General features: G+C 53.4%; 18 protein-coding genes. 11 read left to right on the forward strand and 7 right to left on the reverse strand.

What is annotated here, in order from left to right; genetic code table 11:
- Positions 1-35 precede the first annotated feature (35 nt).
- Together FFR93_RS01815 and FFR93_RS01820 are read right to left on the reverse strand one after the other, a co-directional pair.
- Positions 36-1,151: an alginate lyase family protein gene (locus tag FFR93_RS01815; protein ID WP_138391632.1), complete on the reverse strand. Its 1,116-nt coding sequence runs from the start codon at positions 1,149-1,151 to the stop codon at positions 36-38.
- A 191-nt stretch (positions 1,152-1,342) separates the two neighbouring features.
- Complete coding sequence (locus FFR93_RS01820; RefSeq protein ID WP_138391633.1) at positions 1,343-2,140, reverse strand: ATP-grasp domain-containing protein; 798 nt, start codon at positions 2,138-2,140, stop codon at positions 1,343-1,345.
- 251 nt (positions 2,141-2,391) lie between these two features.
- Here FFR93_RS01820 and FFR93_RS01825 point away from each other — a divergent pair, with 251 nt between their 5' ends.
- The 9 genes from FFR93_RS01825 to FFR93_RS01865 all read left to right on the forward strand — a co-directional run bounded on the left by FFR93_RS01825 (position 2,392) and on the right by FFR93_RS01865 (position 9,971).
- Positions 2,392-2,784: a hypothetical protein gene (locus FFR93_RS01825; protein WP_138391634.1), complete on the forward strand. Its 393-nt coding sequence runs from the start codon at positions 2,392-2,394 to the stop codon at positions 2,782-2,784.
- Between the two features lie 260 nt (positions 2,785-3,044).
- Positions 3,045-3,926 (forward strand): type IV toxin-antitoxin system AbiEi family antitoxin, encoded by an 882-nt coding sequence (locus tag FFR93_RS01830; RefSeq protein ID WP_171049024.1) that lies wholly within the window; start codon positions 3,045-3,047, stop codon positions 3,924-3,926.
- Complete coding sequence (locus tag FFR93_RS01835) at positions 3,898-4,905, forward strand: nucleotidyl transferase AbiEii/AbiGii toxin family protein (protein ID WP_138391636.1); 1,008 nt, start codon at positions 3,898-3,900, stop codon at positions 4,903-4,905. Before FFR93_RS01830 ends, FFR93_RS01835 begins: the two co-directional genes overlap by 29 nt.
- Entirely contained in the window at positions 4,902-5,309 is a 408-nt protein-coding gene (locus FFR93_RS01840; RefSeq protein WP_138391637.1) for a hypothetical protein, read from the forward strand. The genes FFR93_RS01835 and FFR93_RS01840 overlap by 4 nt, the downstream gene beginning before the upstream one ends.
- Before the next feature lie 73 nt (positions 5,310-5,382).
- Positions 5,383-5,622 (forward strand): hypothetical protein, encoded by a 240-nt coding sequence (locus FFR93_RS01845; protein ID WP_138391638.1) that lies wholly within the window; start codon positions 5,383-5,385, stop codon positions 5,620-5,622.
- Between the two features lie 99 nt (positions 5,623-5,721).
- The gene (locus FFR93_RS01850) at positions 5,722-6,981 is read left to right on the forward strand and encodes a phosphopantothenoylcysteine decarboxylase (protein ID WP_138391639.1); all 1,260 of its coding nucleotides are present in this window, start codon (positions 5,722-5,724) and stop codon (positions 6,979-6,981) included.
- Positions 6,974-8,731 carry a methyltransferase domain-containing protein gene (locus tag FFR93_RS01855; protein WP_171049025.1) on the forward strand — a complete coding sequence of 586 codons (1,758 nt, stop codon included), beginning with the start codon at positions 6,974-6,976 and terminating at the stop codon, positions 8,729-8,731. The genes FFR93_RS01850 and FFR93_RS01855 overlap by 8 nt, the downstream gene beginning before the upstream one ends.
- A complete protein-coding gene (locus FFR93_RS01860; protein ID WP_138391641.1) occupies positions 8,728-9,753 on the forward strand; it encodes a PLP-dependent aminotransferase family protein in 1,026 nt (341 codons plus the stop codon). The genes FFR93_RS01855 and FFR93_RS01860 overlap by 4 nt, the downstream gene beginning before the upstream one ends.
- Positions 9,750-9,971 carry a hypothetical protein gene (locus FFR93_RS01865; RefSeq protein WP_138391642.1) on the forward strand — a complete coding sequence of 74 codons (222 nt, stop codon included), beginning with the start codon at positions 9,750-9,752 and terminating at the stop codon, positions 9,969-9,971. Before FFR93_RS01860 ends, FFR93_RS01865 begins: the two co-directional genes overlap by 4 nt.
- 184 nt (positions 9,972-10,155) lie before the next feature.
- Here the strand turns inward: FFR93_RS01865 and FFR93_RS01870 are convergent, their stop codons facing one another.
- Positions 10,156-10,827, reverse strand: a complete 672-nt coding sequence (locus FFR93_RS01870) for a hypothetical protein (protein WP_138391643.1) — start codon at positions 10,825-10,827, stop codon at positions 10,156-10,158.
- Positions 10,828-11,062: 235 nt separating this feature from the next.
- On the opposite strand from FFR93_RS01870, the gene FFR93_RS01875 reads away from it, so the two are divergent.
- Positions 11,063-11,764 (forward strand): hypothetical protein, encoded by a 702-nt coding sequence (locus tag FFR93_RS01875; protein WP_138391644.1) that lies wholly within the window; start codon positions 11,063-11,065, stop codon positions 11,762-11,764.
- A 65-nt stretch (positions 11,765-11,829) separates the two neighbouring features.
- Here FFR93_RS01875 and FFR93_RS01880 read toward each other — a convergent pair whose 3' ends face one another.
- From FFR93_RS01880 to FFR93_RS40630, 3 genes are all read right to left on the reverse strand, one after another.
- Positions 11,830-13,614 (reverse strand): hypothetical protein, encoded by a 1,785-nt coding sequence (locus FFR93_RS01880; protein ID WP_138391645.1) that lies wholly within the window; start codon positions 13,612-13,614, stop codon positions 11,830-11,832.
- A 94-nt stretch (positions 13,615-13,708) separates the two neighbouring features.
- Positions 13,709-14,062 carry a hypothetical protein gene (locus FFR93_RS01885; protein ID WP_138391648.1) on the reverse strand — a complete coding sequence of 118 codons (354 nt, stop codon included), beginning with the start codon at positions 14,060-14,062 and terminating at the stop codon, positions 13,709-13,711.
- Between the two features lie 747 nt (positions 14,063-14,809).
- Positions 14,810-15,289: a DUF4262 domain-containing protein gene (locus tag FFR93_RS40630; protein ID WP_171049026.1), complete on the reverse strand. Its 480-nt coding sequence runs from the start codon at positions 15,287-15,289 to the stop codon at positions 14,810-14,812.
- A 263-nt stretch (positions 15,290-15,552) separates the two neighbouring features.
- On the opposite strand from FFR93_RS40630, the gene FFR93_RS40635 reads away from it, so the two are divergent.
- Positions 15,553-16,110, forward strand: coding sequence for a hypothetical protein (locus FFR93_RS40635; protein WP_171049027.1), 558 nt, complete (start codon positions 15,553-15,555; stop codon positions 16,108-16,110).
- A 184-nt stretch (positions 16,111-16,294) separates the two neighbouring features.
- Here the strand turns inward: FFR93_RS40635 and FFR93_RS01900 are convergent, their stop codons facing one another.
- Positions 16,295-16,636 carry a hypothetical protein gene (locus tag FFR93_RS01900; RefSeq protein ID WP_138391652.1) on the reverse strand — a complete coding sequence of 114 codons (342 nt, stop codon included), beginning with the start codon at positions 16,634-16,636 and terminating at the stop codon, positions 16,295-16,297.
- Positions 16,637-16,647 lie beyond the last annotated feature (11 nt).

Genomic DNA, 16,647 nt, shown 5'->3' on the forward strand with positions numbered 1-16,647 from the left:
CGCAGCAGCATGGACGGACAGAATGGAGCGCAGGCTCAATAAAATGAAAAGACGAGAGATTGAAGCCTTAACGGCTCGGAATAGCTCGTTTCCGTGACGTGAAATTCCTGTTCGATGCCGACGATGCGCTCGACTACTGATTTGTCCCGGATTGAGACCATCGTGCTCTTGGTCAGTCGCTCCAGATTTCCAGGGCACTTCGTTTGAATGTTGTCACCTTCGTTTTGGGCGAGTTGCAAGAGGGCGAGCAACGGGCGAAGAGCATATACATGATATTCCAGAGATTTCCTTCCCCGAGCTAGTTCGAGGGGCAGGAACCCATCTGCCGTAACTTGACAGACGCCGATATTAAAACTTTGCTGGCCCCACTCGATAAGGTCATGGTCGCCTGTGAGATAGCCGATAGCAGCGACTGACAGGCCCGCCCAGTAACGATGATTATTCACCTTCGATTTTGGGCCTGCGCGATACGAGTAATAGTCGATAGTCGATTTTGCCATCGGTCGGAGCCAGGCTCCGAATGCAGTGTTTTCCTCAAGTGTGAATTCCTGTGCTTCTTTAGCTTTTAAAAGTGCGAGAGCAATTTCGGCAATGAATCGGTCCCTGGTCATGATTGCGTCTGGAGAAAGGGCTGTAGAAAGAGCAGAAGCCCTTGCCCACCGAAGCGCATTCTTCGAAACACAGTTTGCGCGACTTCGGTTTAATGAAGCCGTTCCCGATTGAGTATAAGCCTCCCTGGTTAGCAGCCGAATTGAGTTGCGTATCGGTTGTAGAATGTGATTTCGCTCTTCAAGTGCGTCTTGGTCGATATTAGATTTTGTGTGGTCGTCTCCGGCGTATTTAGAGTGAGTATTCAATATCCTTGGCGGAATCGCCATTAGATCACAGTCTGATGCTGCCGCCGCCCCCCTGATGTCTTCTCCGTGCCTGAGCTTTGTATCGCCTATGCTGAATGTGATCGTTGACAAATCCAGGCCGCGATTTTTGGTGGAGTCCATTGCTGATGGCGTTTGCTCACGCGGCGGTATCCCGTTCTGCTGAACGTCAGGTGATAAGGCGATGGTCCGTCGGTTATTCTCTTGTGCCTGCCCGGAAGCTGCTAAAAAGAATTCGGCAGCGGAAAGAAATACTGCCATCAGCGCTCTTTTCATCGTGACGTCCCTGTTTGTAAAGGAAATATGAGTCGAGCAAGAGGTGAATGCCAGCCGATGGTCAGACCTGGACCGATATGATGCGCATATACAAGGCCTTCACGGGTCGACTGTTGACGGGAAATCGCGCCCAAGGTTTTCGCTCTCTCGCTTTTACCTCCACTGTCAAAAGAAAATCATCATCTCCATGCTCATGTCCTGTACTCAAGAGATGGATCGAGACCTTCCATCGCATCGATTAGTTTCTGTAGATCGGCATCATAGTAGCCGGAGAAGTTGATGCAGTTGGTTTCGATGATCCGCAGGCCGTCCTCGGTCCGACAAACGTCGATCACGTAGGCGTTGGAGTAGTCAGGATTGATCTCGACCATCGCGCTTACGAAATCCAATGCATCTTGGTCGATTTCCCGACGAACAACCATCTGTCCGGCCATCTTGTAGAGGGACCACGTCACCACCTTGCCGGATACCACCCATACCCGCCATTCCTTCTGAATGGTGACCGGCACAGACAGCGATAGTTCGGTCTCGGGTTCGAGCCTTCCCGGTACCAGACGTTCCGGAGGAAGGCCCATGACGTCCGCAGCCTTGGCCCGGACTTCCTTACCGGTAAGAACAACGCCTGACATGGTTTTGCTGTCCTCGACAGGTCGGACGAAATACCTTCGGTCGTCGTCGGAAACGCGATCTCCGATGTCGCGAACTTTCACGAACGTTGCGGCATCGCGAGGATTTAGAAGATAGGGCTGCCAGGCCTGTTCCAGAACGTAGGGTCGAAGCTCAAAGACGCCAGGGCTGTACCCCCGGTCACGAGCGAACGCCTGTGCCGAATAATAGCCGAAGACAATGACGCGGTTCGGATCATCGATGACTGGTTCTGGAACCGCGACATCACGGAGCTTCGAGTGAACGGAATAGGCTATTCCCATTCGATCCAGCATTTCGGCTAGGTCTGTGTTGTCCTTGTCTTCCTGCAAAATCCACTGCATTTAATTTCCTTGGTTGCCTGTACGCGGCAGCTTCAGAATGCTGGCCTGACCATACTCACAAGGCAAGAGGCGATTAGCCGATAATGGGTGTTATCGGTCGTTCACCATCGTCAGAAGAACGCCAGCTCGGCGCATCCTGCGGGCCCAGGTGAGAGATCGGGTTGCTTCTTGGCTAATTCGATCTCGGAATGCGGATTATCTTTTGTTGCACTACGTATTCCTTGGTCAAGGTGTTTTTAAGGAATTGTTGCGTGGTTTCGATGTGGCGTGATAGTCCGATCATGCCGTTCCTCTTCTCACTCCTGATCTGTATCCTTGTTAGTATCCTCGGGATCATTATTTTTATCGGTGTCGATAGCCTGGGGATCGAAACTTCGCCATCGAATGGGGTTGTGGTCGGGCGTTCTTACTCACCGGAATCGACCTCGGTCAGCTACATGAAGGTTGGCGACGTCGACGTGCCGCAAATCACCACGTACCCGGAAAGCTGGACGGCTCAAGTTGCTTTAGAGGGTAGCGATTCCATCGACTGCCCGGTGACCAAGGAACAATACCAGCGCCTTACGAACGGACTCAGCGTCCAGATCATGGTTGGTGCAGGAAGGCTTTCCGGCTCTGCCTATTGCTCGGGGATTTCGTCGTGATCGGCTTTTTCGGAAATCGAGGTCCCGGCGCGCGATGCAAATCATGGAGGTTGCGGTTCAAGTAGTAGACCTCGTGAGCCGCCGTATGCAGCATGGATTAGCGCGAGAAGCCCGATAAGGGTCCTTATCGCTACTCGAATGGACGTTTGGTTTTTATCACGCCCGCGCCTATGAGGTCGCCGCACGACCTGTGTAGAGTATATTACTTGGTTGCTTCCAGAAGGCATCTGCGTTATATGATCTACACGGAGATTGCGACTATGTTCGAGACTGTTGATGATGTTGAATTTCGAGTGCGAACGCTTGGAGCGTTGGAGGCTAAGGTCGTCCTCGCTGCCGAGAATAAAAAAGTAGAGGAGATAAACGTCGCTTTCGCCTTGGGTGTGGTGGGTGATCGAGAACAAGCCGTTCGAGTCTTGCAAAGACTTGAGAAAAAGGGGTGGCTTCAACGCGTCGCGCCAGGTCGATACCTATTGTATCCTTCTGAACTGGGGCACCTTGATCTCAGATATATGACAGCTCTAAAATTTGCTTCAGCCATTGTTCCGGAAGGTTACGTTGGTTGGTGGGCAGCTGCTGCGCACCATGGTTTAACTTGGCAGCGCCCAACCTCGATCTTCATTGCCATAGAGAAGCAGAAGCGAGAACGCGAGTTTGAAGGCTTCAGAATAGTTTTTGTCAAACAGAAGCCTGGTCGATTTTATGGTGTCGAAAGGGATGGCCGAGACAACTTCAAAATCTCTTCAGTAGCGAAGACGGTGGCAGATTGTATTGATCGCATCGATCTTGCTGGCGGGGTCGCTGAGGCGGGCATCATTCTCGGCAGTGGCATTGAGAAGGCGGGGCTTGATGCGGTCGTCGACGAGACGGTGCGCCTAGGGTCCACATCGGCTCTACAAAGACTTGGCTTTCTGCTCGATGTCGTGCGTCCTGATTTGTTTCATGCAGAGTGCCGCACCATGCTGAAGAACAGGATTACGGCTGGTCAACGATCCCGCTTGGGCCGTGAAACCAGAGAGAACGGCGATTTTGGTTTCGTTGCTGACTGGGGCCTGCAGGTAAATGTAAATGCGGCCATGCTGAAGGCGGAGACGGATCGCTTTGGGAGAAAGCGTGCGTCAACTGGACATATTCAACGGTGATTTCAGGCTCAAGCTACAAGTAGTCAGGAAAAAGCTAGGTGCCCGCAGTGCGGATATGGCGCTTGCTGATATCGTTCTGACACATGTGATTGAGCACTTCGCAGAGGTGGGCGCGTCCGAGCACATCGTTTTTAAGGGTGGGTCAATGCTGCGTCGGATACATGTTGGCCAAGATTTCCGATTTTCGGGTGATCTTGATTACTCACTGAATAAAACTAGCCTTGTTGATGTGGATGGGACGATATCCACGTTAATCGCGAAAATCAGCGGGACGGCGCACGGGCTGAGTTTCCACGTGCCGGAGGATGGAATTCGAGTTCCATCTCATGGGAATACTCACATCGTGACGGTTGAGTGTAAACTGCCAGACGGTAGAACAACGGCCGTGAAGGTGGAGATAGATCACAGGGCTGAGCCGATACTTGAACCGGTGTCATTGACGCCAAAATCGACCTTCACCACCGATACGCAGCGAGAGCCATCCCCGCTGTCTTGCCTGGCACTTGAAGAGGTTCTGGGGGAAAAGGTTAGGGCTTCCTATCAAAGGATTCGTATTCGCGACCTATATGACCTGAATGCGCTTCGAAATCACGCCTTTGATGAGGAGGTGGTTCGCAAAATCGCTGTTCTCAAGCTTTGGGAAGCTCCGCTTCATAACGATCCATTTACGGGGAATGGTTTCCTTCGCCTTCTGGAAAAGCGAGCAATGATGAAGGAATACGAGTCTGACAAAGCGGAGCTGATGCCATTTTTGCCTGAAAAGGAAAAGCTTGCTGTCCCTGAGATCGTTGCTTCGGTCGTCAATCGATTCAGCTTTTTGGGAAATATGACCGTCCTAGAGAGGCGGGTCGCTAGTGACCTTAAAAGATCGAACATCGCAGATTACGAAGGTCTGAAGGCTGAAGTGCAAGAACGCATGCTGAACATCAACTATTCGTACGGACGAAGCGGGATGGGTCCACTGGGAGGCCTTTCATGACATCTGCGATCAGAAACATTCCTCATGAACTCTATCACGGGTCCTACAAGGAGATTCGGGAATTTCTGCCATTTCGGTATGAGGACGCAGCTGGCATCTATTTCACGGATAACTTCGATGATGCAGTCGATTTGGCGAGGTGCAACTGCATCGAGGACGGAGATGTCCCGACAGTCATGGTCGCTCACGTGGATATCAAGAACCCGTTCCTCATGTATGGTATGGAATCCCATGAGATCAGCTTTTCCAGGCGTGATGAACTGATTGCCCTTGGTCATGACGGAGTGATTGGGATTAACCCTACCACTGGCGAGCGTTTCGAATTTGTCGCATTTGATCCCAAGCAAGTGACCGTTACAGAAGTGCGGGTTCTTGCTGAACTCTCGGAGGCTCCGGCCATTTAGGAGGAGTCGCTTGACGGGCTGTGTTCTCCAGGACAGCATTGCGTCATCGACCGTGACAAGTAAGAGCCAACTCATGAATTCCTTCGACAAACCTCAGACGGCAGCCATGCGTAAGTTCCTCGAAAAGGAGGGTCCAGCCGGAAGCGGGCGGGTCGTTGGTCTTTCAATCGAAGGGGATGGTGTTTTCATTTACACAGAAAGCGCCAAGTGGGACGATGGCGGCGGTTCCGGCACCTTTCGTGGAGATACTGAGATGCAGGCGATAGCTCGTTTCAAGGAGTTGGTGCAGCGAAATGATGAAGGCAGGATTTAGCTCGTAGCGAAGAATGCGGTTCGCTTGTGGTGGCGCATTCTTGTCACTACTTAGGTTGGAATTCCTAGCAGCCTGGCGCTCAATGCCGCGAGTTCTTTAATGAAAATTTTCGAAGGCAAACACCTTCTGGTCATTGGTGGTAGTCCACGCGAAGTCATCGACGGGGTCCGGCACTATCTTAACCAGGGGCGAGATCAAGGGCACGGCGCGAGAACGGCGGCGGCGCTAGTCGCGTTTGGTGCGAAAGTTACGTTCATTACGGCCAAATCCCCTTCCCTCCCGATTGTACAGGGCTTGGAGATCATCGAGAGGGTGCACGGTCATACGATCATATCGACACAGGATTTGATTGCGGCCTGTGTTCAGCAGGCCGCCGAGGATTATGATGCGGTGGTCCAGTTGGCAAACATTCCTGCGTTTGTTCCGGCACAGCGCTCAGATCACAAACTGAAGGTGAAGAATCAGGTGGAAGAGGTCGTGTCGCTCGACGTAATCGGCAACATTGGTGTCGTGGCGCAGCTTCAGAGTTTGTTTCCGCGAAGTACGGTCGTCGGCTACGATAATAGGCAGCAGTGGGTCTGTGTAGGTGATGGTGAATTATCGCAGAGTGTCCGGGCGGTCGCCGATCAACACCAGTGTGAGGAATCATATCGTCGAAACGAGTCTCGCTCTTCGGCTGCAGGCAATGAGCTTAAGGGGCGGAAGGTTATCATCACCAGCGGGCCAACGGTTGAGCCACTCACTGATGCCGGTGACGTCATCACGAATTTTTCGTCAGGGCGGCAGGGTCACGCTGTAGCGGAAGCACTGGCCTGTATGGGTGCTGAGGTGGTGCTGGTCTCCGGCCAGACGAACCTGGCTGTGCCAGCTTGCGAAAGTATCCGCACTATCGATGTTGGCTCTGCCCAGGAGATGCATGATGCGGTTATCTCTGAATTGCCTGCTGACATCTTCGTCGGCGTTGCGGCGGTCGCAGACTTTGGCTTGCCGCACCCGGTCACGCTTTCTTTGAAAGAGGGTGAGGCCCATACGCTGCAGCTACGTCAAAACCCGGATATCCTGCAGGCCGTGGGAACCCACCCGTCGCAACGGCCATCGGTGGTAGTCGGATTTGCTGCGGAGACGCATGACCTGCTGCTATACGCGCGCGACAAATTGAAAAGGAAAGGTGCAGATTTTATCTGTGCCAACCAGGTGGGAGACCTGATGGCTAATCGTAGCTCATCTACGAATAGCATCACGTTCGTTACCCTCTCTGGCCACGAGGAGTGGCAGGAAATTCCTAAGATTCAGGTTGGCGAGGCTATCGGCAGAAAGATCGCCCAGTTACTAGATGAGAAAAGTGGGCGTCATGAGTAAGCTGTTATTCATCCTCCCTTCCGGCGATTATTGCCATAGCGCCGTGTTCCATCGATTGACAAAGGAGGCGTTGGCCTCTGGGATGGAGGCGGAAATACTTGCGGAAGACGTCGGCGCGATTACTGAAGCGTGTGAGGGCGCGCAGGCGCTGATAGGGGACGTGGTCACATCCGGCCACATCATGCAGCAAGTAAAGGCTGCGCACCCGCATCTGGCAGTAATCGGCATTTATGCCAGTGAGCAAGGGGCGTCCATTAATGAAGCAATAGATGATACTTACTCCAATTTGCTCAAGTATCGCTGCACCATGATGTTGGGATTGCTGCCGAGCGAGGAGGCTTCTGCCAACCGATCACTGGTGATTACAGGGGAACGCGGCATTAAGCCTTCGAACGGGCTGGATGAGGGTGCGAAGTCTTTTATCGATTTGCTCCGTAGCCGGGTCGGTAATCGGCATCATCGAACGGAACTCACTTTGAATGGATTGCCAGATTGCATCAGCGGCGATCTCGCAGAAACTATCCGCTATACGGAAGTATGGGCGAAATGGTCGCTGTTCCCGAAATATGAATCTCGCGATCCTCGATATCCTGGTGCTGAATTCGGATTCATTGCAAAGCGCACGAATGTGGGAACTCTGATCACCGCTCGCGCTTCAAACAAAGAGCGTCCTGGCGTCGATGATTTTACGTTGATCACCGATATTGGTGACGACGGCACGGTTCACGTTCGGAGTTCCAAGCGAAAAGCCAGTCTGAATGCGCCGCTGGCACATCGTATCCTGCAGGAACGACCCGAGATCAATTACGTGGTGCACAGCCATGTTTTCTTGCCTGAAGGAGTCACTGTTCCCGACCTGTCGACACCTGGCACTTTCGATGACTGGAAGGCAGTTGCACAAGCTGTGCACGGCGGCGCGCGGATTGTAAATCAACCGCATCATGGCACGCTGATACTGCTCAGAGACCCGGAGGAGCTGCTGCCTCTTCTCAAGGAGAATAGTCTCTATAGGCACAATAGCGACCTCTACGATCTGGCCTATGCTCGTTTCCAATCCGCGCCTGACAAGCCGACAAGCTTGGAGCGAGCAATAGGCAATATGACGTTGCCGAACCAGGCGAAGGTGCTCGACCTGTGCTGTGGCACGGGAGCTTCTACGCTCGCGCTTCAGAACCTCGGACTGAAGGATGTCGATTTCGCTGATGGGTCTCCTTCAATGCTGGCGGTCGCGGAAAGACGGCTTGGCCGCAGAGGCAAGGTGGCAGAGCTTGAGGACCTTGGTAACATCCCTGCCCGCACCTACGACCTGGTCACTGTCCGTCAAGCCTTCGCTTACGTTGAACCGGAGAATTTGGATAAGGTCGCAAGGAACATTGCTTGCATCCTTAAGCCATCAGGGCGGTTTGTCTTCAACAGCTTTGCTCAAATTCCCTCCGGTGCGGCAAAGGCCCGCGATATCGAAACTGAGCTGGACAATATCCTCATTCGAACCCGAGAGGATAATCGGATCACCGATGACGACGTGTTGCATACCCAGCGCACTGAAATCATCGACTTCGATAAGGGTCGATGGGATGCGGTCCTTGACGTCAATCAGTTCTATCAACACGCGCCGGATCGATTGCGTGAGGCGTTCCTGAGAGCCGGACTGTCGTTCGACATGCAGCAGTACGGTAACAGCATTTGTTACGTCATCGTCAAGCCACAGCATGGGGATCACATTATCTGGTCAGACGCGGCTGTAGAATGACGATGCTATCCCTGCAGTCCAATACGGTGCTCTTACCGGACGAAACGTTAAGCGAGCTGGATGCGGCGCTCAAAGCCATCGATGTGCGCCGGGCGGCTTCTTATGCCGACACATGGGGCGACCTCGCGCTTCGCGATGATGTGAAGCGCCTGACGCCGAACTGGACCGGCGAGGCGCTGATCACCGGCTCCGCTACTCAAGCGTTGATGTTGTCGTTGCAGCATGTCGGTCGGGGCAAAACTCTGGCGATCCAGGTGCCATGTTATTTTGGTGTTCTGCGGCAAGCGAAGGAACTCGCGATGACCGTGAAGCCGTGGCATACGGTGGTCGAACTGGAAGAACTTGGTGCAATAGACGCGATCCTGCTGACGAGCAACCTGACGCCGCCCAGTGGCCGGTCACTGCCGGAGGTAGATAAACAGCGCGTCGCCAAGGTCGCGAGGCAAAACGATGCTTGGGTGATTGAAGATAATGCCTATGAGCCGTTGTGGTTCGAGTGCGCGCCCACCCCTGTTCCCGCTGATCCTGGCCGCAGTATCCGCATTGGGAGTTTATCGAAGATCGTCAGTCCCGATTTTCGTGTGGGATTCGTTCGGGCTGACAAAGCGACGCTTGAGGCTCTGCGTGCGCGGAAAATCACCATGGAGCTGTCGACCCCACGTTTCATCCAGGAAGCTGCACGCGCAGGCATTACGTCACAGGCCCTGGATCGCTGGCGGCATGAACTGAAATCTAGGGTCAATACGATGCGCCGTGCATTAATCGCAGCCTTTGGGGTTGGCGGTCCAGTGCCGGAGGGCGGCCCCTATGTCGAGCTGCCACTGCCGGATGATTTGGATATCCGTGCGCTTGTCGTCAGGTGCAAGGAAAACGGCTTGCTGATTGATGAAAACCGCCACCATTATATCGACGGTCAGAGCCGTCCTTACCTGCGCCTGCATTGCGGCAGCATTGGCGCAAAGGATATTCCTCTTGCAATAGATATTCTGCAGCGCTCGATCAAAGAGATTTGCCGGACTTGAACTTGTGGCTCATCCCCCGCATCCTGCGGAAGAAACCAGATAAAGGATTTAAGATGTCGAGAAACAGCGAGACTGAACAACAAGCTGCCGACCTTGAGGAGCTTAAAAGACTGCAGCCAGGCCTCAGCGCAATGGATTACAAGTCGGCGCTGCGCCACGCGAAATCGGTCGCGGAAGCTGCTGAGTGGCTTGGTGTAAAGCGACTTTCGTATATCTGATCTTTTACAAGCTCGGCCGTAGTTGGGCGAACTATGATAAGGGCCGTTATCGGACGATCTGGTCGGGTAACGCATATTGCAGAGGGCGTGACCGCCAGAGCTGTTTGACGGTCGTCTGAAAGAAAGCGCGATGTAGTCGTGTGATCAGTCACCCGCATTCGCATTCTGGGGGCTAAGGCGGGTTCTACGGGGTGTTCACCAGGCTCGTGAAATCTGCGAGTGCTTCAGTGATCGGATCGAAGCTGGTGCGTATCTGTCGCCAGGCTCTGATCTGTCGAACCCGGAATGTGGCTTCGTCTGTCGGGTCCTTCGAAGCAGACGAATAGGTTCCTTCCAGGCCATCGAGAAAGGTTGCTGCGTAACCCTGGTCTTCCATGGCTTGCGAGATCAATTGCGCGGACCTCTTCGATTTTATGAAGTCGCAAAGCCGCTCGGAGCTTCTAATCCGGCTCTTAGTGAAGATGGCTTTGTTCCGAGAGAACAGGTCTTCCAGAATTGAGTTGTCGAAGAACGTGTAAGTGGCCAGGTCGGGGTGGCTTTCGAACATCTCCACATAGGGCTTGAGGAAACGACAGCCGCCCTCTGTCAGTCGAACGATCTTGTTCGGCGGCGGGCTTATGACGTCCACATAGCCGCGCGGGATGATGATGCGGTCAGTCGAGTTCTGAACAATCTGATGCCAAAACGGCGCATTGCTGCGTGTCGGGTTCGGGCGAAGGTCGTCGTCGCCCATCTGCCTGGTTGCTTGGATTGAGTGCCTTATCTCTTCGACCGTGCCCTGGTTCTTTGGAGCGGTGGTCAGATATCGGAGGGTAAGAAAGCGCGCTTCTTCTTCGTTGAGTTTCGGAATGAACATTGCACTTTCTCCCCTCGCGGTTTTCCTGAGAGATAGCGCATCCGGCGTGTGGAAGCCAGAGGATTGAATGGTTCCGGGGCGGCCCTACTGTCGTCAGATGATCCGCATTTTGCTGGCCAGATCACTCCTGCGAGGTCATGGACAGGTTCGTATCCAAATTGAACAACAAGAAATCCTTGCGGCCCTTCGAAATTGAGGGTGTGCTTTTAGCATGGTTTTCGCAGAGGAAAGCAATATGGATAGCGAGAATAAGCAGCGTGGATATGATGACAGCGCCCTGTTGAAGCGCATGGCTGACGGACTTGTTTCAAGAGAATTCGGTTCGGTGGATGAAGGTGCAAAAGCTGTCCTGGGTGAAGATACGGGCTCGAACGTTGATCGCCTCCGACGGAAATTCCGCGAACAAGGATGGTATGAAAAGGGCCTGGAAGATTATGTGGAGGCTCAGATTGCGGAGCGCGGTCTGATCCAGCCGAACTTCGGTGCGAAGTTGTGTGTTCGTGCTGAAGAGGCATGTCGTAATCCGATGCCCGTTCTCAACCGCTTGTCAAAAGTTCTCTTCGTTCTAATGGCCCGTGACTACGACTTAGATGGGCGGCGGATCACGAAACTGGAGCGTCTCGGCGGTTTTTTGAGGGTTGTGACCTCGATCAGCATTCCGTTCATTGTATGTCAGGCGCTGGTCTACCTGATCCGAAAGGAAAGCACTCAGTTCGGAATGGAAATGCTGCAACTCGCCGGGTGCATCATGGCGCTGGCCATCGGGATGTATTGGAACCGGGTTGCTGTTGGAGGCGACTTTGACGCTTACGTTGCGGCTGACACCCAATGGAAGAAAGCTGAACGTGAAAAGCGAGCTGAACGCCGTCGCCGTTACACGGAGGAGCGCCGAGAGTCGGAGCTTCGACGTCAGAAAATTGATATGGAAACGACCTGATCCCGTCTGGAAACATGGTGCGCCAACGCCCGCTGTCGAATGATCGCGGGCGTTGGCGTTGATCGTCAATTGTCTGAGGCGGCCTCGCTGAAATCGAACTCGAAACCGTCATCTTCAAGGTCTTGAGGCTGAACCTCCTGTAGACGGTCTCTTTTCAGCCTGAAGATGTCTCCAAAGTGCTTGTTGAAATAGTCCGGGCCGAAGCCGTAGGCTTCCAGTGCGGCTTCACAGAGCTGCTTTGCGTCCCCGACCTTGTCGATAAACTCGACAGCTTCATAGGTGTAGCGATCATCGAGGAAGATATAAAGCAGGCTGGCATACTCTCTTTTGACCCAAATGCGCGCCGCCATTCCACCGGTGCCCTCAGGCCGAAGAACGGTCCCTGCCCCGCGTCTCCATGTTTCCCAGTCGCATTTGGCCAGAAGGTCGAGTTGCTTGTTCTCAAGGATATCGAACAGCGTGTGCTCGGAGCCAATGACCTTCGGGGATTCGGTAAGTGTGACGCTGTCGCTGGCTCGGAATGCCGGTAGTCCGTCGACCTGGAAGACTTCCTCGTAAGTCTTCCCTTCCTCTTGGGTCCTCTCTCCCGTTGCAAATGCTGCACATGCGCGCCGAGCATCTTCTCGGTCAATGAAGATGGTCGTCCCCTCGTGATCAATCGGAATGAGAGCTTGCGCTGGCACCGTATCGTAGCCGTTCGCCCTGCGAGCGCGATGGCTGAATGGTTTGATCGGGGCAGTTTCAGGCGCGGCTTCAGAAGAAGCTCCCGACACCATGCGCTGAATCTTCTCTAGGCGATATTCAACTGGATTATGATACTTGTTCTCGGGCAATTTTGAATAGGGCTCATTGAAATCCACCAGCTGTTGGATGAGAGCGTGAGGGTCGGCTTCTTCGTCTCTGCGGATCGCATCTGACGCTGCCAGTAAGTCTTGGAGGTTCTTGCCGAGGGCAGCAGGCATGTCACGGGAACGTTCTACCGCGTAGGAAAGGCATTCAAATATCCGCTGCACTGGCTCGTTGCGCCCGAAAGGAAGTTCGCCAACCAGAGTGATGTGTCCGCGTTCAGGAGCGATTTCCAGAGCTGTCCTTGATGCTCGGCTATATTCCTGCTTTTCCGCCATCGCCCGGGCAAAGTTCGCCTGTGCCAAATCCTTATTCCAGAAGGCGTCTTCGAGGTGTGTGCAGTTCTCGTATGGCACTGGCCGCAGGAAGCGCTTCGACCCTCTGTCTGCCGTCGGTGCAAGCTCCGGCTTGAGTTCTTCGTAACCAATGTCCCAGACGGGTAGCTCTGTTCGCTTCCAGAGAAGGTCGTCGATGAAGACTAGGCCGTAGTCATTCACCCATTCTGTGAGTAGACGGGCTCTTTCTCTTCGGTTATCTGCCAAAATCTTTCCTTCAAACTCCGTCTCGTTGAATGTGTCACGCCGCCCGGGCTCGATCACGGGCTGGACTTCGAATTCGTAGAAGCCATTCATGGTCCGGAGGATTTTGCGGAAAAGCTCAGACGCGTCTTCTCGTGAGACGCTGAATGTCTCCGGGATTTCGAAGCCGCACTGATAGACGGCATCAAAAGGACGAAGAAGATGGCTCCCGTAGCGACGGTATTGGACTGGAACAAGCTTGTGCCGCCAGGCAGTGTCGTACCAGCCATTCTCCTTCATTTCGCCAGTGCGGACGACGTAATCATACTCAACCTCCGCCTCGATGACGACCGGAGCATCATCAGGATGCAGTTCGGGGATGGGTAGAGAGAGTGCCGCTGTAAGAAATACGTCCCGTTCTTTCCTGGCTCGTTTTGGAATTACGGTAGCGGGGTAGCGGAACGGGACATCAAGGTAAGTCGTCATCGGGAATTCCAGATTGCGATCTTCCGATTCTGCTGTGTTCCTTGGGAGTGAGCAAGCGTTATTAAAGAGATAAAAGGCTGTGAGCCTAACGAGATTATCCCGAAATCAGACTAAGCTTTGGCTGGAGCTTTGCTATAGCAACTCGATTTCGCGGTCCTTGACGTGGCGGTATGGAGATCAACCCTTTCTCGGCCAGGCTCCGCATCACCGATTGGGGAACTTGAGCGCCGCTACCAATCTCCATGATCCCACGCTTGTCTTCAGCCTTCACCTGCTCGCCCGTCAGTAGCTCAAATTCGGTAGCGCCTCGGGCAGTGTACATGCCTCGAAGTTCTCCGCCTGTTACGAGTGCTGTGAGTATTTCTTTCTCGGAAGTTACGATCTTCCCTGAAGAGTTGATCGTGCCAGTTCCGCAATAATCCGGTGCAATGCCTAGATGTTCTGCCATTATGGTCCTCCTTGAATAGCTTTTCGCTGAAATCTGCAGAGCAGTATGCCTATAAGGCACCCTGTAAGAGCCGCTTACAGGGTGCGAGGTCGATCTGGATTAGAAATCGCCTTGGTATTCGGTGCCTGGCTTCACTATGTGCGCCTTGCACACGGGGCAATTGATGTGACGTTCGCTACCGTAGCCTCCGTCTTTCCACTCAGCTTCATAAACGCGGAGTGTCGATTGGCACCTTGTGCAAATGACCTCTGTGACCACTTTGTTTGGGCCAAGTTTTAGAATCTGGACCATCAAACGTAATCCTTTGAAATCGAAGTAAAGGAATTGTGGCGCTGGAAATGGGTCTCGTCCAGCTAAATTTATTGACCACTGTAAGGAATTACACACGGTTGAGAGTGCCCAGGCAAATCCACATAATGTCGCAGAGACTTGACGGAGGTTTCGCCCTTTAGGCACGATGAAGTCTGAGGAAGCCGTAGGACATGCAACGAGGAAAGAACGCTCTCTATGAACAAGATTGAAGAGAACTTGAGGAGTGGGACGACTTTGGAAGCCGAAACAGCCCGTCTGATTGTCGAGGCACTGTCCCGACCAGCACTGGTGCGGACGACGTATCTTCCGCCAATTGCAATGGTTGATATTGGCCCAGCGAGCTGGGGTTTGAAGCATCTTCCCGGGTAAAGAGTTCAGTCGCTTTTCGAGCCGACGTTGCCGGTCCCGCAGGTGGCGGTCGAGCCCTCGTGGCCCTTAGTTCATCTTCAGGCTTCGCATCTGGCGAACAGGTATTTCGGATGTGACCTCCAGAAAACCGGTCTGGACGCGCTTGCAGCGCGGGTCGCAGTTCTCTTCCCAGGGAAATAGGTCGTTAGCATCTGTGAAAAATAGCTGAACCGCCGGAAACTCCCCCACGAGCCTCCGGCCTAGTCCGGAATTTTGATCGGTGCTCGACTGCAACATCGGCCTGATTGCAAATAGTGAGTCATTAAGCAAGTCATCGATTACCATAGCATCGGAGAAACGATCACCGGATTTGATGCGTTCGTAGACCATGCCAATAAGGTTCACGGCGTCCTGGACTTGGTAACCCATGACATAGATTTCAGGGTGCTTGAAATTGCGATAAAGTCCGGCAGTGTAAACGAAGTCGGTTCCGTTAGCCCTCACCGGATTGAAGCAGAAGCCGTATTTAGCAATCATATCGAGCTTGGATTTGTCCGCAGGATGCATGGTCGGGCTCCTAACAACTAGGTGTGCGAACCTTACAAGGCCTCCGTGCGATGCACAACAATGGTCCGTGTCAGGGGTGCTTTCGGGTCTCATCTCCGGGAATGATGCTTGTTGCCGCCGCGCCTGAGTTTGGTCAGCATTGAATAGGTGATGGTCGGCCCTTCTGGTTCTTGCGGGGCTCGGCATTTTTACGGCATTTGCAAGATGACGGGCGGAATGGAATGTAGCAACATAACGATTATGAGTGAATTGAGGTGCGGCGAATGCTTTTGAACAGGCGATCATTTACGGTTTTGTCTACTGCCATGGTGACGTGCGTTGCTGCAGGAATTCGGGCTGTCGCATCACCTCTGCGCCAAGAGGACGCGTTCGAAACGTTCCGTCGTCTTTCGCAAGATGCTCATCTTGAACTTGTTTCAGGGTTTGTTCGGCAGAACATGGCAGGCTCCGACGGACCGATGTGGACGGGCCGAATGTCGCAAAACTATATCTCTGTCCTGCCAGCGGCCTTGGCGTCGGGTGCATCGTCGTTCGACGAGGTTAAGCGAGCATTCTCCCTTGATTTCCTCGTTTCCGCGCAACGCGACGAGCGTGTGCCTGCATTTATGCGCAATCGACTTCGATCCGCGATCAGCGTGATACCTGCCTATGACGAGGCCAAGGGCACGGAGCAAGGTGAGATTTTCCATGACCATCTCAACTTCATGTTTTCTGGGTTCGGAAGGATGATTTCTGAGTTGAGCGTCGGCTACCCGGGCTCGGCACGCGACATGGCAAACGGTGTTTTTGACTGGGAGAGGACGAGCGAGCTGCTGTTATAGCGAGCACGTCAATTTCCTCTCTTGTGGAGCCTATCGTGTAAGGCCGCCAGGTTGAAGGTCTGTTATGGTCATGCTGACAGCAAAACGGCGGCTACTGGCCGCCGTAGGTTCCGTTCTATACTAAGTTTCAAGCCTTACATGGTGAGAGCGGTAAGGCTCCAGAGTCGGTGCCTTTCAGGCCACCTTACTGACGCGTTTTCGGGTTGAAGTCGGTGGTATTGACGTCCGAGCGCGGGGTCACCAGCTCCTTGCCGCTGACGGCGAGGTCGATGTCCGGCAAGATTGCCTGCGGCTTGAAGATCACCTTGTAATGATAGGCACTGACGTTGCTCGCTTCCATCTGTTCTGCGAAATAGGTGACGTTGTCGCTGATCCCGAGGAAGTGCTTGAGATACGAGTTCTCGCCGGTCTTGCAGGTGACTTCCAACTGGTTGTCCTGGTTATCCTTCTTGATCGAGCAACGACCTTCAATTGAGAGGATTGGCTTGTTCCACAATTCATTTCTGAACCATGCCTCGTTCGCCAATGGTTTCCCGA

The organism is Rhizobium sp. MHM7A (genome assembly GCF_005862215.1).
Taxonomy (GTDB): Bacteria; Pseudomonadota; Alphaproteobacteria; order Rhizobiales; family Rhizobiaceae; genus Rhizobium; species Rhizobium bangladeshense.